The organism is Kribbella ginsengisoli, from assembly GCF_039537185.1.
Classification (GTDB): Bacteria; Actinomycetota; Actinomycetes; order Propionibacteriales; family Kribbellaceae; genus Kribbella; species Kribbella koreensis.
The window spans coordinates 74,480-93,945 of sequence record NZ_BAABAA010000020.1; the positions used below are offsets into that span (position 1 = coordinate 74,480).

The 19,466-nt window shown below is 67.8% G+C and carries 22 protein-coding genes; 9 read left to right on the top strand and 13 right to left on the bottom strand.

All coding sequences use genetic code 11. From position 1 onward, the window contains the following. Window positions 1-4 precede the first annotated feature (4 nt). Window positions 5-694 carry a DedA family protein gene (locus ABD768_RS39825; RefSeq protein WP_343976807.1) on the bottom strand — a complete coding sequence of 230 codons (690 nt, stop codon included), beginning with the start codon at window positions 692-694 and terminating at the stop codon, window positions 5-7. 33 nt (window positions 695-727) lie between these two features. Here ABD768_RS39825 and ABD768_RS39830 point away from each other — a divergent pair, with 33 nt between their 5' ends. Beyond that, window positions 728-1,402 (top strand): TrmH family RNA methyltransferase, encoded by a 675-nt coding sequence (locus ABD768_RS39830; protein ID WP_344849628.1) that lies wholly within the window; start codon window positions 728-730, stop codon window positions 1,400-1,402. Here ABD768_RS39830 and ABD768_RS39835 read toward each other — a convergent pair. Together ABD768_RS39835 and ABD768_RS39840 are read right to left on the bottom strand one after the other, a co-directional pair. Next, complete coding sequence (locus ABD768_RS39835) at window positions 1,399-2,160, bottom strand: hypothetical protein (protein WP_344849629.1); 762 nt, start codon at window positions 2,158-2,160, stop codon at window positions 1,399-1,401. The genes ABD768_RS39830 and ABD768_RS39835 overlap by 4 nt on opposite strands. Window positions 2,161-2,183: 23 nt before the next feature. Beyond that, on the bottom strand, window positions 2,184-2,681 hold the full coding sequence (locus ABD768_RS39840; protein WP_344849630.1) for a SigE family RNA polymerase sigma factor: 498 nt from the start codon (window positions 2,679-2,681) through the stop codon (window positions 2,184-2,186). A 223-nt stretch (window positions 2,682-2,904) separates the two neighbouring features. On the opposite strand from ABD768_RS39840, the gene ABD768_RS39845 reads away from it, so the two are divergent. Both ABD768_RS39845 and ABD768_RS39850 read left to right on the top strand, forming a co-directional pair. Next, on the top strand, window positions 2,905-3,186 hold the full coding sequence (locus ABD768_RS39845; protein ID WP_343974603.1) for a hypothetical protein: 282 nt from the start codon (window positions 2,905-2,907) through the stop codon (window positions 3,184-3,186). 48 nt (window positions 3,187-3,234) lie between these two features. Beyond that, entirely contained in the window at window positions 3,235-4,500 is a 1,266-nt protein-coding gene (locus tag ABD768_RS39850) for an alpha-amylase family glycosyl hydrolase (protein WP_344849631.1), read from the top strand. Here the strand turns inward: ABD768_RS39850 and ABD768_RS39855 are convergent. Genes ABD768_RS39855 through ABD768_RS39880 form a run of 6 tightly spaced genes read right to left on the bottom strand, consistent with a single transcriptional unit; the run spans window position 4,490 to window position 10,971 of the window. Beyond that, window positions 4,490-6,217, bottom strand: coding sequence for an FAD-dependent oxidoreductase (locus ABD768_RS39855; RefSeq protein WP_344849633.1), 1,728 nt, complete (start codon window positions 6,215-6,217; stop codon window positions 4,490-4,492). The two genes, ABD768_RS39850 and ABD768_RS39855, sit on opposite strands and share 11 nt — an antisense overlap. Next, entirely contained in the window at window positions 6,217-7,089 is an 873-nt protein-coding gene (locus ABD768_RS39860; RefSeq protein WP_344849635.1) for an intradiol ring-cleavage dioxygenase, read from the bottom strand. Before ABD768_RS39860 ends, ABD768_RS39855 begins: the two co-directional genes overlap by 1 nt. A gap of 8 nt (window positions 7,090-7,097) precedes the next feature. Further along, complete coding sequence (locus ABD768_RS39865) at window positions 7,098-8,303, bottom strand: thiolase family protein (RefSeq protein WP_344849637.1); 1,206 nt, start codon at window positions 8,301-8,303, stop codon at window positions 7,098-7,100. Then, complete coding sequence (locus ABD768_RS39870; RefSeq protein ID WP_344849639.1) at window positions 8,300-9,415, bottom strand: maleylacetate reductase; 1,116 nt, start codon at window positions 9,413-9,415, stop codon at window positions 8,300-8,302. The genes ABD768_RS39865 and ABD768_RS39870 overlap by 4 nt, the downstream gene beginning before the upstream one ends. Further along, window positions 9,408-10,160 (bottom strand): CoA-transferase subunit beta, encoded by a 753-nt coding sequence (locus ABD768_RS39875; RefSeq protein ID WP_344849642.1) that lies wholly within the window; start codon window positions 10,158-10,160, stop codon window positions 9,408-9,410. The genes ABD768_RS39870 and ABD768_RS39875 overlap by 8 nt, the downstream gene beginning before the upstream one ends. Then, on the bottom strand, window positions 10,153-10,971 hold the full coding sequence (locus ABD768_RS39880; protein ID WP_343974624.1) for a CoA transferase subunit A: 819 nt from the start codon (window positions 10,969-10,971) through the stop codon (window positions 10,153-10,155). The genes ABD768_RS39875 and ABD768_RS39880 overlap by 8 nt, the downstream gene beginning before the upstream one ends. Window positions 10,972-11,048: 77 nt before the next feature. On the opposite strand from ABD768_RS39880, the gene ABD768_RS39885 reads away from it, so the two are divergent. Continuing rightward, window positions 11,049-11,840, top strand: coding sequence for an IclR family transcriptional regulator domain-containing protein (locus ABD768_RS39885; protein WP_343974627.1), 792 nt, complete (start codon window positions 11,049-11,051; stop codon window positions 11,838-11,840). A 13-nt stretch (window positions 11,841-11,853) separates the two neighbouring features. Here ABD768_RS39885 and ABD768_RS39890 read toward each other — a convergent pair whose 3' ends face one another. Beyond that, window positions 11,854-12,435, bottom strand: coding sequence for a hypothetical protein (locus ABD768_RS39890; protein WP_343974630.1), 582 nt, complete (start codon window positions 12,433-12,435; stop codon window positions 11,854-11,856). Window positions 12,436-12,542: 107 nt separating this feature from the next. On the opposite strand from ABD768_RS39890, the gene ABD768_RS39895 reads away from it, so the two are divergent. Further along, window positions 12,543-12,920 (top strand): winged helix-turn-helix transcriptional regulator, encoded by a 378-nt coding sequence (locus ABD768_RS39895; protein WP_344849646.1) that lies wholly within the window; start codon window positions 12,543-12,545, stop codon window positions 12,918-12,920. Window positions 12,921-13,061: 141 nt separating this feature from the next. Here the strand turns inward: ABD768_RS39895 and ABD768_RS39900 are convergent, their stop codons facing one another. Beyond that, window positions 13,062-14,114 (bottom strand): SIS domain-containing protein, encoded by a 1,053-nt coding sequence (locus ABD768_RS39900; protein ID WP_344849648.1) that lies wholly within the window; start codon window positions 14,112-14,114, stop codon window positions 13,062-13,064. A 113-nt stretch (window positions 14,115-14,227) separates the two neighbouring features. Between ABD768_RS39900 and ABD768_RS39905 the strand changes: the two genes are divergently transcribed. Together ABD768_RS39905 and fbaA are read left to right on the top strand one after the other, a co-directional pair. After that, on the top strand, window positions 14,228-14,947 hold the full coding sequence (locus ABD768_RS39905; protein ID WP_132156117.1) for a GntR family transcriptional regulator: 720 nt from the start codon (window positions 14,228-14,230) through the stop codon (window positions 14,945-14,947). Window positions 14,948-15,110: 163 nt separating this feature from the next. Next, window positions 15,111-16,136, top strand: coding sequence for a class II fructose-bisphosphate aldolase (gene fbaA, locus ABD768_RS39910; protein WP_343974638.1), 1,026 nt, complete (start codon window positions 15,111-15,113; stop codon window positions 16,134-16,136). Window positions 16,137-16,164: 28 nt separating this feature from the next. Here fbaA and ABD768_RS39915 read toward each other — a convergent pair whose 3' ends face one another. Next, window positions 16,165-16,785 carry a TetR/AcrR family transcriptional regulator gene (locus ABD768_RS39915; RefSeq protein WP_343974645.1) on the bottom strand — a complete coding sequence of 207 codons (621 nt, stop codon included), beginning with the start codon at window positions 16,783-16,785 and terminating at the stop codon, window positions 16,165-16,167. 75 nt (window positions 16,786-16,860) lie between these two features. On the opposite strand from ABD768_RS39915, the gene ABD768_RS39920 reads away from it, so the two are divergent. Both ABD768_RS39920 and ABD768_RS39925 read left to right on the top strand, forming a co-directional pair. Beyond that, the gene (locus ABD768_RS39920; RefSeq protein ID WP_344849651.1) at window positions 16,861-17,304 is read left to right on the top strand and encodes a nuclear transport factor 2 family protein; all 444 of its coding nucleotides are present in this window, start codon (window positions 16,861-16,863) and stop codon (window positions 17,302-17,304) included. Window positions 17,305-17,531: 227 nt separating this feature from the next. After that, complete coding sequence (locus ABD768_RS39925) at window positions 17,532-18,398, top strand: LLM class flavin-dependent oxidoreductase (RefSeq protein ID WP_344849653.1); 867 nt, start codon at window positions 17,532-17,534, stop codon at window positions 18,396-18,398. A 10-nt stretch (window positions 18,399-18,408) separates the two neighbouring features. Here the strand turns inward: ABD768_RS39925 and ABD768_RS39930 are convergent, their stop codons facing one another. Then, complete coding sequence (locus ABD768_RS39930) at window positions 18,409-19,461, bottom strand: type IV toxin-antitoxin system AbiEi family antitoxin domain-containing protein (protein ID WP_344849655.1); 1,053 nt, start codon at window positions 19,459-19,461, stop codon at window positions 18,409-18,411. Window positions 19,462-19,466 lie beyond the last annotated feature (5 nt).

Genomic DNA, 19,466 nt, shown 5'->3' on the forward strand with positions numbered 1-19,466 from the left:
CTGCTCAGTGCTTGCGGCGGTGCGAGGTGGGCTGCTCGAGCTGGGCCTCGACGCCGTCGGCGACGCTGCCGCGGCCGCGCCGCTTGGCCAGCACGAACTCGACCAGCATCGGGACCAGTGAGATCAGCACCAGCAGGATCAGGGCCGACTCGAGGTGGTCGTGGATGACCTTGACCTTGCCGAGGGCGTGGCCGAGCAGGGTGATGCCGCTGGCCCACAGGACGGCGCCGATCCCGGTCCAGAGGAAGAACTTCCGCGGGTCCATCCGGCCGGCCCCGGCCACCACGGTGATGAAGGTGCGCACGATCGGGACGAACCGGGCCAGCACCAGGGCGCGCGGACCGTACCGCTCGAAGAAGTCGTGGGTCTGCTCGATGTACTTCGGCTTCAGGAACTTGGCGTTCGGGTTCTTGAACAGCGTCGTGCCGAGCCCGCGGCCGATGTAGTAGCCGGAGACGTTGCCCAGGAACGCGGACACGGTGAGGATCACGCAGGCCAGCCAGAGCGGGACGTCGATGTTGCCGCGGGCGATGAACAGGCCGACCGCGAACAGCAGCGAGTCGCCCGGCAGGATCGGGAACAGCAGCCCGCACTCGATGAAGACGACCGCGGCGGTGCCCCAGAGTGACCAGTCACCCAGCCAGTTCAGCAGGTATTCCGGGTCCATCCAGTTCGGCATCAGCATCGCGACCATTGTCAGCACGCGGACAGGGTAGCGTCCCCACCCATGCAGGAAGCCAATCGTGACAACGCCGCTGACCTGGTCGGAGCCGACCTGGTCGGTACCGCAGAGGTCGGTGTCGGCCCGTGGCAGGGCGATCTGCCGGACGATCCCCGGTACGACCCGGAGCTGCTCGCGGCCGGCGATCGCCGCAACGTGGTGGACAAGTACCGGTACTGGCGGCTGGAGGCGATCGTCGAGGACCTCGACACCCAGCGGAACCCGTTCCACGTCGCGATCGAGAACTGGCAGCACGATCTGAACATCGGCTCGGTCGTCCGGACTGCGAACGCGTTCCTGGCGCACGAGGTGCATATCGTCGGCAACCGCAAATGGAACCGCCGCGGCGCGATGGTGACGGACCGCTACCAACATGTCCGCCACCATCCCCAGCTCGCCGACCTGGCCGCGTACGCCGAGCAGCACCAGCTGGCCGTCATCGGCATCGACAACCTCCCCGGCTCCGTCTCCCTGGAGACCTACGACCTCCCCACCGACTGCATCCTGCTCTTCGGCCAAGAGGGACCGGGCCTCACCGACGAGGCCCACAAAATCTGCACCGCCGTCCTCTCGATCGCCCAGTTCGGCTCCACCCGCTCCATCAACGCCAGCGCCGCAGCAGCCATCGCCATGCACGCCTGGATCCGCCGCCACACCTTCGGTCAGAAGATCCAGCCCTAGCTCGGCACCGAAGGTTCGGTGACCAGCCGCGGCCGGAAGAGCTTCTCGCTCTCGTCGATGAAGGCCTGGTCGAGCTTGAGTTGCCAGCGGGGGCTGGTGGCGATCGCTCTCAGTTGCGCGAGGGTGATCGCGGGGTGGGCCGGGTCGGTGTTGACCGCGATCAGGTTCAGGTTGAGACCGTCCGCCCGGGCCAGGTTGGCCTGAAGTTGCTGGTCGTCGCCGGCGTTGTCGGTCGCGGCGATCTCCGTGTTCAGCAGCCGGAGCTTCGAGCGATCGGCCAGGGTGGTCACCTTGCAGTAGGTGTCGCTGGCGAAGCACTGCAGGGGGACATCGTCCTTGACGATCTCGAGCCGCAGCGTCGCGCTGCCGTAGTCGGCGGTCGTGTAGACCCCGCGCACCGTGCCCATCCCGTCGAAGCCGCCGCGGAGGTTGGTTGCTTGGTGATCCTTGGGTAGCAGTTCGAGCAGAATCGCGAGCGCTGCCTGTGGGGTGAGCGCGCCCTTCTTCGACTGGACCGCCGTTGTGCTTTGTACTCCGGCAGGGCCGATGGTGGTCGGGCCGCCGAGTGTGCCGGCGTATGCGAAGGCGCCGCCCAGTACTGCGACGGTCGCGGCGCCCGCGAAGATGCGGGTCAGTCGCCGGCGGCGTACCAGCTTGTTGCCATAGGCAACTCCTCCGGCGAGTAGCAGATCCAGGTCGGCGGGGGTGTCGTCGACGCCGGCGTGGAGGCGGTCGCGGAGTTCGGTTTCGAAGCTCATCTGGGGTCCTTCTGGTTCCGGGCTCATCGCCCGCTCAACTCGCTGAGGTCGGTGCCGAGGCGCTCGCGCAGCTTGAGCAGCACGCGCTGGCTGCGGGTCCGGACGGTGCCGGAGCTGACGCCGAGGATGGTGGCGGTGTCCTCGACACTGTGGTCCTCCCAGTAGCGCAGTACGACGATCGCCCGGTCGCGCCCGGACAACTCGGCCAGCGCGTCGAAGAGGGTCAGCCGCAAGGCGGTGTCCTCGCCGTACCGTCCGCTGTCCGGTACTTCGGAAGTCGGGCGCTCCAGCCGGGTCCGGCGCTGGGAGTCGACATAGGTGCGGACCATGACGGTCCGGCTGTACGCCACCGGGTTGTCGGCCCGGCTGACCTTGGACCAGGACGCGTAGAGCTTGCCGAGGGTCGTCTGGGTCAGGTCCTCGGCCGCGTGCCGGTCGCCGGCCAGCAGGTACGCCATCCGGAACAACTGCGTGCCGCGGGCGGCGGCGAATTCGCTGAACTCCTCGAGATCGGCACTCACGATCACCCTTCCGTCGGTAACAGCCTGTCGAAGGAGTAAGAGCGGCCGCGGCCGGGTCTTGTTGCGGTTGAGCGCGAGAAAGTTGCCGGAAAAGTTGTTTGCGCAGGGGCCGTAACCCCGGGGTGGCGACCCGCGTTGGAGGTGTTGTCAGTCCCAACTCGGGCGGGGACGACGCTGCTTCAGCATGCGTTGGTTCGGGGTCAGGTGCGACCGTGGGGGAAGTATGAGTTCGAATTTGCATGTCCGTCGGGCCGTCGAGATCGGCGACATCGCGCAGGTGGAGATCGCCAGGCCGGCGAATCTCGCCCAGCTGGAAGAGATCTGGGGCGCGTTGGTGCACGAAGTCGCCACCGTGCAAGCGATCTCCACCGCCGCGGTGGAGGCGCGCAGTGATGAGTCACGGGTGGCTTTGCTCAAGCTGCTCGAGGCGGAGACCGCCGAAGTCGTTGCCCTGGTCGAGGAAGTCGGCCGCGAATTCCCGACGCCCGTGAGCCACGCCAGCTGAGGGGCGCTCTACTGTGTGTTCCTCCAGGGGTTTCGGGAGGAGTCGTCGATGGTGCCGTGGGCCGATCATGCGATCTGGTGGCACGTCTACCCATTGGGGTTCGTCGGTGCTGAGCCGGCAGCGTTGCCGACCGGCTTCCGGACGGCACGGCTCGGGCGGCTGGAGAACTGGCTCGATTATGTGATCGAGCTGGGCTGCTCCGGCCTGCTGCTGGGGCCGGTCTTCGAGTCGGAGACGCACGGCTACGACACGATCGACCACTTCCGGATCGACCCGCGGCTGGGCGACTACGACGATTTCGACTCGCTGGTTGCCGCGGCCAAGCAACGCGGGCTGCGGATCCTGCTCGACGGGGTGTTCAACCATGTTGCCCGCAGCTTCGTGGCGCCGCCGGAGTGGTTCAGGCAGTTGCCGGACGGGTCGATCGCCAACTTCGAGGGCCACCAGCACTTGCTGGTGCTCAACCACGAGGAGCCGGCCGTTCGCGAGCACGTCATCGAGGTGATGTGCCACTGGCTCGAGCGCGGCATCGACGGGTGGCGGCTGGACGCGGCGTACGCAGTACCGGCCGAGTTCTGGCGTGCGGTGTTGTCGGAGGTGCGTGAACGGTTCCCGGAGGCGTGGTTCGTAGGTGAGCTGATCCATGGTGACTACGCGGGCTATGCGGCGACGAGCACGCTGGACTCCATCACGCAGTACGAGCTGTGGAAGGCGATCTGGAGTTCGCTGAACGACCGGAACTTCTTCGAGTTGGCGTATGCGCTGGAGCGGCACCAGCAACTCGTCGACCCGCTGGTGCCGCAGACCTTCGTCGGCAACCACGACGTGACGCGCATCGCGAGCAAGCTGGACGATCCACGGCACCTGGGTCACGCGCTGGCGGTGCTGTTCTCGGTGGCCGGCATCCCCAGCATCTACGCGGGTGACGAGCAGGCCATGCAGGGCATCAAGGAGGACAGAGTCGGTGGCGACGATGCTGTCCGCCCTGAGTTCCCGGACAAGCCCAGCGAGTTGGCCAACCCCCATTGGGAGACGTATCGGTTGCATCAGCGGCTGATCGGCGTACGGCGTCGCAATGCGTGGCTGACACGGTCGCGGACCAAGGTCGCCCACCTGACCAACCAGGCCCTCGCACTGCGCTCCGGTGACGCGCGTGGCCAGCTACTGCTGCTCCTCAACGTAGGAGACGAGGCCTACCGCTTCCCAGTGGAAGTGGCAGGCCTCGTCATCGCAGCGCAGTCGGATCCTGGTCACCTACCGGAGGACCCGTTGCTGGTACCAGCGCACGGCTGGCTAGTGCTGGCTACCGGTTGAGCAGAGCCCGGAACGCGTCGCCCAGCGCAGCAGTGGGGTCGGCAGGCAGGTCATGCGACCGGTAGGCGATATGAGCGTCCGGCCGAACCAGTAGGCACCCGTTGTCGGTGATCTCGCGCAGTCGCGCCCAGTCGCCGTACAGGTCGTCCAACTCGCGACCAGGGCCGATCACGAACGCCTCCACCTCGACACCGGTCTCCTCGGCGATCGCCCGGGCCGCCTTGACCCAGGCCTCGCCGCCGATACCGGTGAGCAGGGTGAAGCGGCCCTTGCCGACCACATCCAGCGTGGAGACGGTCTCGGTGCCCCTGGTCAACCAGCAGTGCGGGATCCGCGCACCCGGCCAGGTAGTCGGGTGGTAGTAGAGCTCCGGATCCCTGGTGTACTCCGGCTCGTCAGTACCGTCCGAGATGACCGCACCCGACTTGTACCGCTGCCCGAGCTCCACCCCATGGGCGTTGAACTCGTAGTCCTTGAGCTCGATCGCCTTGCGCAACTCCTCGCGCTGCGCGGCGCCCTCAGGGCTGTCGTCCTTGCGCGAGTCGATCGTCCGGCCCGCCGGAGCGTCCGGAGTCATCCCGAGCGCATGGAAGATCTGCCCGAACTGCGTGCGGCTCTTGTTCGCGCGATCCACGATCTGCTTGGCGATCGGGGTGCGCTCCTCGTCATAGGTGTCGAGCAGCTTCGGCGACGCCTGGCCCTTGAGGACGAGCGCTAGCTTCCAGGCCAGGTTGTACGCGTCCTGGATCGACGTGTTCGACCCGAGCCCGTTCGACGGCGGGTGCCGATGGATCGCATCGCCCATGCAGAACACCCGGCCGACCGACGCCTTCTCGGCGTACATGTGGTTGACGCTCCACACCGAGGTGCCCTTCAGCTTCACGTCGATCGTGTCGTCACCCACCAGGTTGTGCACGATCTCGGTCGCCATCGCCTCGTCGACCACCGGCGCGGGCTGGTTGATGTCGTAGCCCCAGACGATCAGCCACTCGTTCCACGGCCGGACCATCCGGACCAGCCCGGCGCCGATGCCACCGATCTGGGCGCCTGGCTGAAGGACCCAGTAGAGGACGCTCGGCCGGTGCGCGACGTACTTCGACAGGTCGGCCTCGAAGACGATGTTCATCGAGCCTTCGATGTCCATCGCGCCGGCCATCGGCAGCCCGATGTCCTGGGCGACCTTGCTCCGGCCGCCGTCCGCGCCTATCAGGTACTTCGCCCGGATCTGGTACGTCTCGCCCGACAGCCGGTCGCGGACAGTCGCGGTCACCCCGTCGTCGTCCTGCTCCAGCGACACGTACTCCGTGTCGAACCTCAAACGCGCGCCGCGGCTGGCCGCAGTACTGACCAGGATCGGCTCGAACAGCGTCTGGGGCAGGTCGCAGGGCAGCGTCGGGCTGGCCTCGGTGTAGTCGGCCAGGCGCTGCGGATGCGTCCCCCAGGTGCGGATCCGGCCGATCTCCTCACCGGCGAGGCTGGTGCAGAAGGCGGTCTGGCCCATCAGCGCGTGCTCGGTGCCCTTGCCGATGATCTGGTCCTCGATGCCCATGTCGCGCATCAGCTCGATCGTGCGCTGGTTGGTGATGTGGGCCCGCGGAGTGTTGGCGGTCCAGCCGTAGCGAGTCAGTACTACGTTGTCGATCCCGTAGCTGGACAGGAAGAGCGAGGCGGCTCCTCCAGCCGGCCCGGTGCCGACGATCAGCACATCGGTTTCCATCACAATGCTCGGGTCTCCTCGTCGGTGGCGAGCACCAGGTCGTACTGGACGGTCGAGTAGGGCTGGTCGAGTACGCGGCCGTCAGGCGCCGTACCGGCCGGGTGCTCGGTGAACTCGGCGATCAGCGAGTCCTTCACGCCGAAGACGGCGTCGTCGTGCAGGTGCTCGTCGCCGGCCGCGAAGACGTGCGTGATGAGCCGGGAGAAACCGGGCGCGGTGACCATGAAGTGGATGTGGGCCGGGCGCATCGGGCCGCGGCCGCCGGCCCGCAGCAGCTCGCCGACCGGGCCGTCGTCCGGGATCGGGTAGGCGACCGGGCGCACGGCCCAGAACGAGTAGTTGCCATCGGCATCGGTGGTCAGATGGCCGCGGTTCTGCGGTCCGTCGAGGTTCTTCTGGACGTCGTAGAAGCCGTCCTCGTCGGCTTGCCAGGTCTCCACCAGTGCCCCGGCGATCGGCTTGCCCTGCAGGTCGAGGACCCGCCCCGACACCAGGCAGGGCTGGCCGGGCGCGCCGTTGGACAGGTCGTCACCGAGCTTGATCTCGGGTGAGCCCTCGACGAAGAACGGCCCGAACACGGTCGACTGGGTCGCCCCGGCCGGCTTCTTGTTGCCCAGGCCGACGGTCAGCATGGACAACCCGAGTACGTCGGACAGCAACACGAACTCCTGCCGCGTGCCGGTGGACGTGTGCCCGGTCCGGGTCAGGAAGTCGATCCCGGTGAACCACTCCTCCTCGGTCAGCTCGACCTCGCGGGCGAACTCGTGCAGATGCCGGACCAGCGCGCTCAGTACCGTCTTGGTGCGCTCGTCTTTGCTCCCGTCGAAACTCGCGACGACCGCGTCGGTGAGCTCGTCCCCAGCCAGATCCATGTCGCTCCTCATGCCTCGATGACCATCGCTGTTCCTTGGCCGACACCGATGCACAGGGTCGCCAAGCCGTAACCGCCACCACGGCGGCGCAGCTCGTGCGCCAGCGTGGTCAGAATTCGCGTACCGGAGCTGCCGAGCGGATGCCCGAGCGCGATCGCTCCGCCGTTCACGTTCACCTTCGTACGGTCCAGCTCAGGCCATTCGCCCAAGCAGGCAAGGCTTTGCGCCGCGTACGCCTCGTTGAGTTCGACCAGGGTGAGGTCGTCCCAGCCGATACCGGCCTTGGCGAGCGCCTTGCGGGAGGCCTCGACGGGGGCGATACCGAAGTACTGGGGTTCGACGCCGTGCACGGCCCGGCTGACGATCCGCGCCAGGGGAGTGATGCCGAGGCTCTGGGCAGTTGCCTCGTCGGCGATCAGTACCGCGGACGCGCCGTCGTTGAGGGTGGAGGCGTTGCCCGCGGTGACCGTGCCGTCGTCGCGGAAGGCCGGCTTGAGCTTCGCCATGACTTCCGGGGTCCCGCCGTCACGGATGGACTCGTCCCTCGACAGCGGTGTCGTCTTCTTCGGGAGGATCGGCGCGAGGTGCTCCCAGGGGACGATCTCGGCGTCGAACTTGCCCGCTGCCCAGGCCTTGCCAGCCTTCTCGTGGCTCTCCAGGGCGAAGAGGTCCTGCGCCTCGCGACCGACGTTGTACCGCTCGGCGAGCTGCTCGGTGGCCTCGCCGAGGGAGACGGTCCATTCCTTCGGCATCCGCGGATTGATGAGGCGCCAGCCGAGGGACGTCGACTCGGCCATCACGCTGCCATGGGGGTATGCCTTGTCGGGCTTTGGGAGGACCCAGGGCGCCCGACTCATCGACTCGACTCCACCGGCTACGACGAGAGATGCGTCGCCGGTCTCGATTGCTCTTGCCGCTTGGATCGCGGCCTCCAGTCCGGAGCCGCAGAGTCGGTTGACGGTGGTACCGGGGACGCTGGTCGGATAGCCGGCGAGCAATGCGGCCATCCTGGCGACGTCGCGGTTCTCCTCGCCGGCGCCGTTCGCGTTGCCGAGGAAGACGTCGTCGATCAGCGCCGGGTCGAGGCTGGGATGCCTGACCAGCAACTCGCGGAGGGTGACGGCGGCCAGATCGTCGGGGCGGCCGCCGGCCAGTGCGCCGCCCAGTTTTCCTACCGGGGTACGGACGGCGTCCAGCAGGTATGCGGAGCTCATCGTTCACCTGCCCAAGCTCGATGGAGGATTTCTCTGACGTCGACGGAAGTACTCGCTTGAAACCGCTCGGCCGCTTCCGCCGCCTGCTCTTCGGTGAGGCCGAGCTCCCGCAGACTCGTCGGGACTCCCGCGGCGCTGAACAGATCGAACAACCCGGTCGCCAGATCCTTTGTCTGCAACGCTTCTTCGAGCCTCGCCTTGGCGCGGGGGACCTCAGGCGCCTTCACCCTGGTCACCTGCGGAAGAACGGCTGCGTGGGTCTCCGCGTGCGGAAGGTTGTACATCCCACCGAGCAGGTGACAAAGCTTGTGATGCAACCCGGTGCCCGCACTGGCCATCGCCGACCCAGCCAGCGAAGCGCCGTACAAAAGGTTGCTCCGGGCATCCAGATCGGCGCTGCTCTCCAGCACCCGCAGGAGTCCTTCGCGCAGTGCCCGCGCCGCCTCGACCGCGATGACGTCGTTGATCGGATCGGCCTTCTCGGTCCAGGTCGCCTCGACACAATGCGCCAATGCGTTAGCCACACTTGCCGCAGTCACCTTCAACGGCAGCTGCCGACTGAGCACCGGGTCATAGACAACCGACTTCGGTAGAACCCGCAGGTCAGTGCCGGTGGTCTTGCTACCGCCCTCGGTCTCCCCCCAAACCGCCGTCATCTCTGACCCGGAGTAGGTAGTCGGCACAGCAACAATCGCCAGCCCCGCCCCTGCTGCACCCACATCCGCCGTGCTGGCGGTGCTCCCGCCCGCCCTCGCGGCTAGGCCGTCGCCTTCGGCGGCGTTGGTGGTGGTGAGAGCGATGGCTTTCGCGAGGCCGATGGCCGAGCCTCCGCCGATCGCGACGATTCCGGTGGCCCCCACCTCCCGCGCCTTGGCGCGGGCCGCATCGGCCATTTCCTTCGGGACGTGTTGGCGGACCTCGTCGATGCGGCCGGCGAACCGGTCGCCAAGGGAGCGCTCGACCAGATCAGCCGAGTCGCGGGCGGACCGTGTGGCGATCAGCAGCACCCGTTCGACGCCGAGCAGGCCGACCTCGTCGGCCACCCGATCGAGCGAGCCGGCGCCGAGGACGACCCGGCTGGGTAGTCCGACATGGGTGAAGGGCTCAGTCATCGAAGGGCTCCCGGTCGCGGAGTTTGCGGAGGGTGGCCAGCTCGTGGTCGGTCGGTGCCGGGACAGCTTCGATGCTGTCGGCAACCTTCAGTGGCCATCCGGTTGCCGCGATCGCCTGCTCGGCGGTGACGCCGGGGTGCAGGCGGGTCATGGTCAGCTCGTTGGTGTCGGGGTCTGGCTGAAGTACTCCGTGGTCCGTGATGACGAGCGTCGGCCCGGCGCCAGGTGCCTGTCGTTCGCGGCCGGTCGGGCCGTAGCCGACCGACGAGATGAAGTCGACCCGCTCGACGAAGGTCCGCGGCGACTGCTTGACGATCACGATCACCCGCCCGGCCGCCGCCGCGATCTCCGGCGCCCCGCCCGCACCGGGCAACCGCACCTTCGGATCCGCGTGCGCACCGATCACCGTCGTGTTGATGTTCCCGAACCGGTCGATCTGCGCCGCCCCGAGGAATCCGACATCGATCCGCCCGGCCCCGACCCAGAAGTTGAACATCTCCGGTACGGACACCACGGAGACCGCCGTCGCCGCCAGATCGTCGTCACCGATCGACAGCGGCAGCTTCTTCGGCTTCGCGTCGATCGCACCCGACTCGTAGACGAGCCGGCAGTTCGGCGCATGCGTACGCCGAGCCAGGTTGGCCGCCAGATTGGGCGGCCCGACACCGACCAGGCACACATCCCCGTCGAGCAACTCGCGCGCCGCCGCGACGTTCATCATGTCCGCGCTCGTCCACTCAGACATCGCTGGTCTCCTTGAGGTCGTTCTCGGCAGCCCAGGCGAGGAAGGACTCGCGATCGCGCGATACCGCATCCCACTGCTGGTAGAAGTCGTTGTCCCGCACGGAATACCCAGCGGCGTACGACGGCCAAGCGCCATTTGGTACGACGCTCACCGCCGACAGCACCCAGTTCGGCAGGATCACTGCACCAGTGCGCTCGGGGAACTCGTCCACCACCTCTTCCACGGTGACGATGGCCCGCTTGGCGGCGAGCACTGCCTCCCGCTGCACCCCAGTGATCCCCCAGAGCATCACGTTGCCGTCGCGGTCGGCCAGCTGCGCGTGTATCACCGCGACATCCGGGTTCACCGCCTTCACCGCGGCCAGTTCCTCGCCGGTGAAGGGGCAAGTGACCCGGCTGATGATGTCCCGCTGCTCCTCCAGATCAGTGCCGCGGTAGCCCCGCAGTACTGCGAACGGCAGCCGCGCAGCCCCGGCGGAGTACGCATTGGCCAGTCCTGCATGGCTGTGCTCGTGTACTACGAGCCGGTGCGGCCAGTGGTTCTCCACTGCATCGCGCAGCCGGTGCAGCGACCCCACACCAGGGTTGCCGCCGTACGAGAAGACGATCTCGTCAGCGCAGCCCAGACCGATCAGCTGGTCGTAGATGAGGTCGGGCGTCATCCGGACCAGCGTCAGGTGCCGCCGGCCCTGCCGAGCGATCTCATGGGCCGCAGCGAAGGGGATCAGATGCGTGAATCCCTCCAGCGCGACCGTGTCCCCGTCGTGGACGTGCGCGGCGATCGCCTCGGCGAGGGGCACTGGACTTGTCATCAGCAACTCCGCTGGAGATATTTAGTGCTAGGATTTCGCTCAGCGAAAGATTCTTCTTTCAACGAAAAGGCTAGCTCATGGTTGGTGATGCGTCTACAAGCTCGGGCGGCACGTTCCTCCAAGGGCTGGAGCGTGGGCTGGCCGTGATCCGTGCGTTCGACGCCGAGCAGCCGTCGCTGACGCTGAGCGAGGTGGCCCGAGAGGTCGGCATCACGCCGGCGACCGCGCGACGGATCTTGCTGACGCTCGAAGAGCTCGGGTATGTCCGGAGCGACGGGCGGCGGTTCTCGCTCACGCCGCGCGTGCTGGCTCTCGGCTGGGCCTACCTGTCCTCGCTGGACCTCGGCGACATCGCCGGGCCGTACATGGAGGAGCTGAGCCTCAAGACCCGCGAGTCCTGCTCGATAGCGACGCTTGACCTGCCAGACATCGTGTACGTCGCCCGGGTGCCCACCAGGCGGATCATGACCGTCGCGCTGGGCGTGGGGGCGCGCTTACCGGCGTACGTGACCTCTATGGGCCGGGTGCTGCTGGCCGATGCGTCCGCTGGCGAGGTGTCGGCGTACCTGGCGGCTCTGGAGCCGGAGGCGATGACGGAGCACACCGTGACGTCGGTGGAGGAGCTGGGGGAGCTGATCAAGCAGGCGGGGGTCGATGGCTATGCGCTGGTCGACCAGGAGTTGGAGCTGGGGCTGCGGTCGATCGCAGTACCGATCAGGGATTCGCGTGGCCGAGCCGTTGCCGCCCTCAACGTCTCGGCGCACGCATCCCGCTCTACCCGTGCGTCGTTGCAATGCGAAGTACTGGAGCCGCTACTGGAGTGCGCCGACCAGATCGGCACCGCACTGCGCCGGCGCGGACGGATCTAGAACTCTCTAGCTGCTAGCCGAGGCCGATCTGGGCGAAGAAGGTCTGGTTGTCCCAGAACAGGTACTCCTCGTCCATGGTGTTGCGCTTGTTCCAGATGCCGACGGTGGCCATCGGGAGGTTGTAGCTCTTGCCGGTGGGCTGGATGAAGCCGCCCTTGCCGTCCGGCATCGGCTTGGTGAAGGTGCCCTTCATGTAACCGGTGACCGCGGTGAGCTGGCCGTTGGCGAGCCGGAACGGGTGCTCCTGGATCCGGGTGTCCGGGGCCCAGACGAACAGCGCGGCCAGGTCGGCGATGTGCTTGTCGATGCCGTCGGTGAAGTGCCCGTCGGGCCAGTGCACGCGGATGTTTCGGGCGTGGCTCTCGTGCAGCCGGTCCCACTTCTGGCCGGTGAAGATCTCGAAGTCCAGCTCGTCGAAGATCTTCAGGTGCTTGCGCTCGGCGGCCGTGAGGTGGGCCGGGAAGCCGTCGCTGTGGCCGGTCTGGCCCTCGGTGGCGCCGTAGGCCAGCTCGCTGCCACTGCTCACCGCGGCCAGCGCCAGCGCGCCGAATCCTGCCGCGCTGCTGTTCCGGATCAGAGAACGTCGGTCGATCATCTGGGTCGCATCCTTCGGTGGAGGTCTGTAGTCACTTCTAGATACCGCTCTCCAGAAGGTACTACAACCTTCAAGTAACTGGTACCCCGCGGAGGTACGCTGGTGACATGGCTGAGGAGGTGGAGTACGACGTCTTCGGCGCCGCCTGCCCGTCCCGGCCGGTGCTCGAGGACGTGACCGGCCGCTGGGGATCGCTCGCGCTCGGCGCGCTGGCCGACGGCCCGATGCGCTTCAACGAGCTGCGCCGCCGGGTCGAGGGAGTCAGCCAGAAGATGCTGGCCCAGTCCCTGCAGGCGCTCGAACGCGACGGCCTGGTGATCCGGGAGGTCCACTCGACCTTCCCGCTGAAGGTCGAGTACAGCCTCACGCCGACCGGCGAAGTCCTGGCCGCCAAACTCCTCGACCTGATCGGCTACCTGACCAGCAGCATGCCCGGCATCCTCGACGCCCAGCACCACTACGACCAGTCCCGCGCCGAGGCCTGAACTCGTCCGAGCCCACATCTGATGGGCTCGAACAGTTTCCGGTGGCCGTGAACAACAAACGGTGGGCTTGAACAACAAACGGTGGGCTTGAACAAGGTCTGACTTGTTCATGGCCATCGTTTGTTGGTCGGTGGGGTGGTGTCAGTCCGTTTGGGTGACCTTGCGGAGGCCGCGGGGGGCGTCGGGGTCGAGGCCGAGCTTGCGGGCCAGGGCCTCGATCGCGCGCTGGGCCGGGATGATGAGGGCCAGCGGGGCGAGCGTCTCGGGCAGGTCCGGGCCGGCCAGGTTGACGTCGCACAGCGAGGCGAAGCGGGCGTCGCCGCCGATGCCGAGGATCTTGCTGCCCTTCTCGCGGACGATCGCGGCCAGCTCGGTCATGCCCGGCAGGGCGGGGCCTTCGCCGGCGGCGACCAGGATGGTGACCAGGTCGGAGTCGACGACGGCGATCGGGCCGTGCTTCAGGTCGGCGTACGAGAGGCCGCGGACCGGCTGCAGGCAGGTCTCCTCGAGCTTGAGGGCGACCTCGAGCGTCGTGCCGAAGGTGAGGCCGCGGCCGCTGGACAGTACGTCGTGGGCGCCGGCGAGCAGGTCGGCGGCGGCGTCGACCGAGCCTTCGAGCATCTTGGCGGCCGCCTCGGGGACGCGGGCGATGTCGGCGTCCAGGGTGCCCGGCTTCTGCGCCAGCGCATCGACGGCGACGGTGATCGCGGCGAGCTGGGTCGTGTAGGTCTTGGTCGCCGGAACGGCCAGCTCCTTGCCGGCCTGGGTGATGAGCGCGACATCGGCCACCGAGACCAGCGGGCTGTCGCCGTCGTTGGTGATGCCGACGATGGCCGCACCGTTGCGCTTGGCCCACTCGGCCGTGTCGACGATCTCCTGGGTCGCGCCGGACTGGCTGACCGCGACGACGAGCGAGTTCGACAGGTCGAGGTTGGCGCCGTACAGGGTGGCCACCGACGGCGCGGCCAGGGAGGCCTGCCGGCCGGCGTGGATCTCGGTCAGGTAGCGGCCGTACACGCCGGCGTTGTCCGACGAGCCCCGGGCCACGAAGATCACGTGCCGGCGGCCCGCGGCCAGCCGGGTGATCTCGTGCCGCAGCGGCAGCACGTGCTCGAACGTCGCGGCCAGCGCGGCCGGCTGCTCGGCGATCTCGCGTGCCATCTGGGTGGCAGGGACGGGGACGGGCGTTGACACCACGACGATCACTGGTCCTATCTGGTCTTAACAGGTATGCTGCGCACGATAGCAGTGAGCGGTGAATCGGGGCACCCCCCGAGTTCCGCCGAGGTCTGGAGGATCGAGTTTCGATGGTGGCGACCAAACGGGCCCAGGTCCGATCGGTACTGGAACGGCTGATCGACGTCGAGCTGCACCCGGGCGACCCGATCCCTTCCGAGCGCGCGCTGGTGGACAAGCTGAACGTCTCCCGGGTGACCGTCCGGCAGGCGATCAGCGACCTGGTCGAGTCGGGCGCGCTGGAGCGCGTGCACGGCAAGGGGACCTTCGTCACCGGCCCGCAGGTCGACTCCCAGCTGCACCTGACCTCGTTCTCCCGGGAGATGCGCGCCCGTGGTCTCGAGCCCGGCACGGTCGTCTTGTCGGCGACCGAGATCGAGGCGTCCGACGAGACCGCGAAGGGGCTGCGGGTCGCCAAGGGCACCAAGGTGATCCGGGTCGAGCGGCTGCGCACGGCCGACGCGTCGCCGATGGCCTACGAGGTCGGCTACTACCCGTCCGCGCTCTTCCCCGGCCTGCTCGGCCGCGAGCTCGGCACCCTGTACGACGTCTTCGCCAGCGAGTACGACGTCGTCGTCACCTCGGGTGAGCAGACCGTCCGGGCGGACAACGCCGACGGCCATGTCGCCCGGGTGCTCGGTGTGGCCAGGCGGGCACCCCTGCTGGTCCTCGAGCGCACGACCTTCGCCGGCCGCAAGGTGGTCGAGCTGTCCTGGTCGGCGTACCGGGCCGATCGGTACCGGCTGCACATGGCCCTCACCCCGCGCGGTCCGCGGTCGGGGTCCGCGTAACAAACTGGATCGGTCCTGTTCATCAACTGGTCTGTTCCCCTGCTGTTCGCTCCCCGGTCACCTGGCCGGCTCAGCAGGCGGGCCGCCTCGTCCGACGAAGTGTGCGGCGGCGATACTGGAGCTCAACCCACATGGAACTTTGCTGTGAGGAGTACCGCGAGACATGCCTATTGCCACCCCTGAGGTCTACGCCGAGATGCTGGACAAGGCCAAGCAGAACGCCTTCGCCTACCCGGCCATCAACGTCAGCTCCTCGCAGACGCTGACCGCCGCGATCCGTGGTTTCGCCGAGGCGGGCTCGGACGGCATCGTCCAGGTCTCCACCGGCGGCGCCGAGTACCTGTCCGGCTCGACCATCAAGAACATGGTCACCGGGTCGGTCGCGCTGGCGGCGTACGCGCACGAGGTCGCGAAGAACTACAACGTGAACATCGCGCTGCACACCGACCACTGCCCCAAGGACAAGCTGGACGGCTTCGTCCGGCCGCTGCTGGAGATCTCCGCCGAGCGGGTCGCCCGCGGCGAGAACCCGCTGTTCCAGTCGCACATGTGGGACGGCTCGGCCGTGCCGCTGGACGAGAACCTGGAGATCGCCAAGGAGCTGCTGGCCAAGGCCGCGGCGGCGAAGATCGTGCTGGAGATCGAGGTGGGGGTCGTCGGCGGTGAGGAGGACGGCGTCGCCAACGAGATCAACGACAAGCTCTACACCACGGTCGAGGACGGCCTGGCCACGGTCGAGGCGCTCGGCACCGGCGAGCACGGTCGCTACCTGACCGCGCTGACCTTCGGCAACGTGCACGGCGTCTACAAGCCCGGCTCGGTCAAGCTGCGCCCGGAGATCCTGAAGGACATCCAGGACGCGGTCGGCGCCAAGGTCGGCAAGGACCGCCCGTTCGACCTGGTCTTCCACGGCGGCTCGGGCTCGACGCTCGAGGAGATCCGCGCGGCGGTCGACCACGGCGTCATCAAGATGAACGTCGACACCGACACGCAGTACGCGTTCACCCGCCCGGTCGCCGGTCACATGTTCGCCAACTATGACGGCGTGCTGAAGATCGACGGCGAGGTCGGCAACAAGAAGGCCTACGACCCCCGCGCCTGGGGCAAGGCAGCCGAAGCCGGCATGGCCGCCCGAGTCGTCGAGGCCTGCGAGAACCTCCGCTCGACGGGCACCTCGCTGCTCGCGTAGTACCTGCTTTTACTGGAAGGGCTCGCCGTCAGGCGGGCCCTTCCTGCTGTTTGCGGGCTGCCTGGATTAGGGCTTGGGCGGCCCAGACCATGGTGTCTAGAGCTTCGCCGGGTTCCAGGCCGACGGCGTCTCGGGTGGCGATGACGGCTTCTACGCCCCAGACCAGCATCACCGCGTTCACCAGGCGGGCGAAGTCTTTCTTCGGTAGCTCGCCGGCCAGTGGGCGCAGCGCCAGTTCGACGCCGTCGCGGCGGGCGGTGGACCGTACCGGCACCATCTCGCCGCCGGCCTCCCACTGGGCGAACCACCGCTCCTGGGTCATCTGGAACACGCTCCGCCAGACCGGCTCGTCCGCGAACTGGAGTCCCGTGATCGTCCGGATCAGCAACTCGACCCGGACCAGCGGATCGTCGCCGGCGTCGGCCAGTACCTCCTCGAAGGTCGGGAAGTCGCGTGTCGCGAAGGTCGAGCCGTCGTCGCGCAACGACTTCGGATTCGGGAAGTACCGGTACGCCGTGGCGACCGAGATCCCCGCCTTCTCGGCCACCTGCTGAACGGTCGGCGATTCGCCGCCGTCGCGAACCATTGTCAGGTACGCGTCGATGAGCGCCTGCCGGGTGCGCTGCTTCTGCTGCTCACGGGCTGTCATCGAACACCCTTGACGTGAGAATGGTTTCTCATGATGATAAATCTATCGCATAACGACGAACCCTGGGGGATCGCAATGACACCAGCTGAGATGGACGCTGTTCTCGACCGGCACTTCGCCGGGGAGGCTGCCCACGATCTGGCGGCCACGCTCGCCACTCTGACCGAGGATGTCGAGCACGACGTCGTCGGGCTCGGCGTGCGCAAGGGGCATGCCGAGGTGGCGCCGGTCTACCAGGCGCTGTTCGACGGCGCGACGGACGAGATCTACGAACCGATCCGGCGGATGTACGGCGACGACTTCATGGTCGACGAGGTGATGATGACGCAGACCGTCGTCGGCGACCTGTACGGCGTACCGGGCAACGGGACCGTGGTCACCGCCCGGCTGCTGCACGTCCTCGAGTTCCGCGACGGCCTGATCAGCCGCGAGAACGTCTGGATGGACACCGGCGCCATCATCGCCCAACTCACCGCAGCCCAAGCCGCCGCCGACTCCGCCGCCGGGGCCGGGGTCTGATGAGTTCTTATCGGGTGACCTTCTCGACCCGGCCGTCGCCGAACCGCTCCGGCGGCAGCCGCACGGCCGGGGCATACCGGGTCCTCCGCAACCCACCCACCGACAAACCGCACCCCGCCAGACCCTCGTCCCGCTAGCGGACAGCCGTCTGAACATCGGGAACTCTGATCACCTCCATCAGAAAAGATCGCTATTCATGAACCCCTGCGCTTTCTACGGTGGGGGACATGACTTCGCTCAAATCTGCCGTCTGGATCCCGTTGTTCGACGAGCTGGCCGATCCGCGGGTGGTCGCGTCGCTGGCCGCGGCCGCTGAGGAGGCGGGGTGGGACGCGTTGTTCGTCTGGGACCACGTGCGCTGGCGCTCCCCGGTACGCGCGGTCGCCGACCCTTGGGTCGCTCTCACCGCCGCAGCGATGGTCACCGAGCGACTCCGGCTGGGCCCGATGGTCACACCGCTGGCCCGCCGTCGCCCGGCGGTCCTCGCCCGCCAGACCGCGTCCCTCGACGTACTGAGCAACGGGCGCCTGACCCTCGGCGTCGGCATCGGCGCCGACCGCTTCGGTGAAGAGTTCAGCCGCTTCGGCGACGAGCCCGACGACCGGACCCGGGCCGCCATGACAGACGAGTCACTGGACATCCTCCGCGGCGCCTGGACGGGCGAACCAGTCCATCACCAAGGCACCCACTACACCGTCAACGACGTCGAGTTCCTCCCCAAGCCGGCCCAGCCCGACGGCATCCCCATCTGGATCGCAGGCTTCCCCGGCAACACCCGCCCCCGCCGCCGAGCCGCCCGCTACAACGGCTTCTTCCCGGTGAACCTCACCTCCCCCGACGAACTAGCCGAAGCAGTAGCCGCAGTACAAACCTTCCGCACCGAAGCACTCCAATCCGACCCGCTCGCGCCACCATCCGACTCGGCCACGGCCGGTTCGGTTGCGCCGTACGACGTGGCGGTTGCGCTGGAGCCCGATGTCGACCCCGCCCCCTACGTCGCCGCCGGCGCGACCTGGTCCCTCACCGAGTTCGACCCACACTCCGTCACGCAGGCAGAGGTCAAGGCAGTGATTGCCGACGGCCCCTTCAGATAGCCGGAGGCTGTCAGCTGGGTTGGTCTGGGGTGGCGGTGGAGAGGTAGAGGCGGGAGCGGCGGAAGGCTGAGCGGGGGTGGCGTTGCCGGGTGGGGTCGAAGAGATGGACGCCGGTCTGGCGGGCGGCTCGGGCGAAGGTCGATCGGAGTTGGTCGACGACTGTGGTCGGGGTGTCCAGGTCGTGCCAGGAGATGAAGCAGTACTCGAGCGGGTCGGGTGGGTGGGGGTCCGCTGACGGGGTGGCGCCGAAGGCGCGATCGGCGGCGTCGGTCGCGTAGTCGTCGAATTCCTCACTCCAGAAGGGGAAACGGGGCTCGAACTCGACGACGGTCCGTTGGTCCGGGAACCAGAGCGCGCAGGCGAGATCGACCAGTTGATCGTCAGGCATCGGCGGCGGCGATGAGGACGGCGAAGGCAACCCTGCCTCGTTCAGGATCAGCCGAAGCCGAGACTCCGCCACCGAAGCCGACTCGGTACTGGCCAACTCGAGTACTCGTTGCACGCGAGCAAGTTCTTCTGGGCCGGCGAGCTGGGTGGCGGCTCGTTTGAGGGTGGGGTGGGTGGCTAGGCCGGCGTAGAGGGTGGCTTCGGTTAGGGCTACTGAAGGGGCTAGCGGGGCGGTTGCGGCCACTTCGGCCACGCAGCGGGCTGGGGTGGTCAGACGGAGTTTGTTCCAGGTGGTGATGCCGGGGCCGATGGGGTCTCGGACATGGAGGTGGGTGCCATCGGGGCTGGGGTGGGCGGTGCGGGTGGTGAGGTGGATGTGGGTGAGGTCCAGGCCCCAGAGGGGGAGGGCGTGGAGGGCTGCGGCTGATTGGTGGCTGGCGATCAGGCCGGGGTCGCCGCGACGTAGTACCTGGAAGAGGCGGCGGACGTGGAGCATGGCGTCGTCGACCAGGGTGAGGGTTTGGTGCGGGGCATAGGTGCCCGGCCTGATCCGGCGCCAGCCGCCGGTGTCCAGCAGGGAGTCGATGTCAGGGTCGGGGTAACCGCACGCGCGCGCATCGGCTCGCGTGAAGACCCCGCCGCGGATGTGCGTCATCACGCTGAGTTGTGGGTTCACACCTA

Excerpts from the sequence above, each read along its gene's own strand:
- ABD768_RS39885 (WP_343974627.1), top strand. The coding sequence starts at position 11,049 with ATGGTTGGTGATGCGTCTACAAGCTCGGGCGGCACGTTCCTCCAAGGG.
- ABD768_RS39890 (WP_343974630.1), bottom strand. The coding sequence starts at position 12,435 with ATGATCGACCGACGTTCTCTGATCCGGAACAGCAGCGCGGCAGGATTC.
- ABD768_RS39835 (WP_344849629.1), bottom strand. The coding sequence starts at position 2,160 with ATGAGCTTCGAAACCGAACTCCGCGACCGCCTCCACGCCGGCGTCGAC.
- ABD768_RS39825 (WP_343976807.1), bottom strand. The coding sequence starts at position 694 with ATGGTCGCGATGCTGATGCCGAACTGGATGGACCCGGAATACCTGCTG.
- ABD768_RS39850 (WP_344849631.1), top strand. The coding sequence starts at position 3,235 with ATGGTGCCGTGGGCCGATCATGCGATCTGGTGGCACGTCTACCCATTG.
- ABD768_RS39855 (WP_344849633.1), bottom strand. The coding sequence starts at position 6,217 with ATGGAAACCGATGTGCTGATCGTCGGCACCGGGCCGGCTGGAGGAGCC.
- ABD768_RS39915 (WP_343974645.1), bottom strand. The coding sequence starts at position 16,785 with ATGACAGCCCGTGAGCAGCAGAAGCAGCGCACCCGGCAGGCGCTCATC.
- ABD768_RS39870 (WP_344849639.1), bottom strand. The coding sequence starts at position 9,415 with ATGACTGAGCCCTTCACCCATGTCGGACTACCCAGCCGGGTCGTCCTC.
- ABD768_RS39830 (WP_344849628.1), top strand. The coding sequence starts at position 728 with ATGCAGGAAGCCAATCGTGACAACGCCGCTGACCTGGTCGGAGCCGAC.
- fbaA (WP_343974638.1), top strand. The coding sequence starts at position 15,111 with ATGCCTATTGCCACCCCTGAGGTCTACGCCGAGATGCTGGACAAGGCC.
- ABD768_RS39880 (WP_343974624.1), bottom strand. The coding sequence starts at position 10,971 with ATGACAAGTCCAGTGCCCCTCGCCGAGGCGATCGCCGCGCACGTCCAC.
- ABD768_RS39925 (WP_344849653.1), top strand. The coding sequence starts at position 17,532 with ATGACTTCGCTCAAATCTGCCGTCTGGATCCCGTTGTTCGACGAGCTG.
- ABD768_RS39845 (WP_343974603.1), top strand. The coding sequence starts at position 2,905 with ATGAGTTCGAATTTGCATGTCCGTCGGGCCGTCGAGATCGGCGACATC.
- ABD768_RS39895 (WP_344849646.1), top strand. The coding sequence starts at position 12,543 with ATGGCTGAGGAGGTGGAGTACGACGTCTTCGGCGCCGCCTGCCCGTCC.
- ABD768_RS39865 (WP_344849637.1), bottom strand. The coding sequence starts at position 8,303 with ATGAGCTCCGCATACCTGCTGGACGCCGTCCGTACCCCGGTAGGAAAA.
- ABD768_RS39875 (WP_344849642.1), bottom strand. The coding sequence starts at position 10,160 with ATGTCTGAGTGGACGAGCGCGGACATGATGAACGTCGCGGCGGCGCGC.
- ABD768_RS39860 (WP_344849635.1), bottom strand. The coding sequence starts at position 7,089 with ATGGATCTGGCTGGGGACGAGCTCACCGACGCGGTCGTCGCGAGTTTC.
- ABD768_RS39920 (WP_344849651.1), top strand. The coding sequence starts at position 16,861 with ATGACACCAGCTGAGATGGACGCTGTTCTCGACCGGCACTTCGCCGGG.
- ABD768_RS39905 (WP_132156117.1), top strand. The coding sequence starts at position 14,228 with ATGGTGGCGACCAAACGGGCCCAGGTCCGATCGGTACTGGAACGGCTG.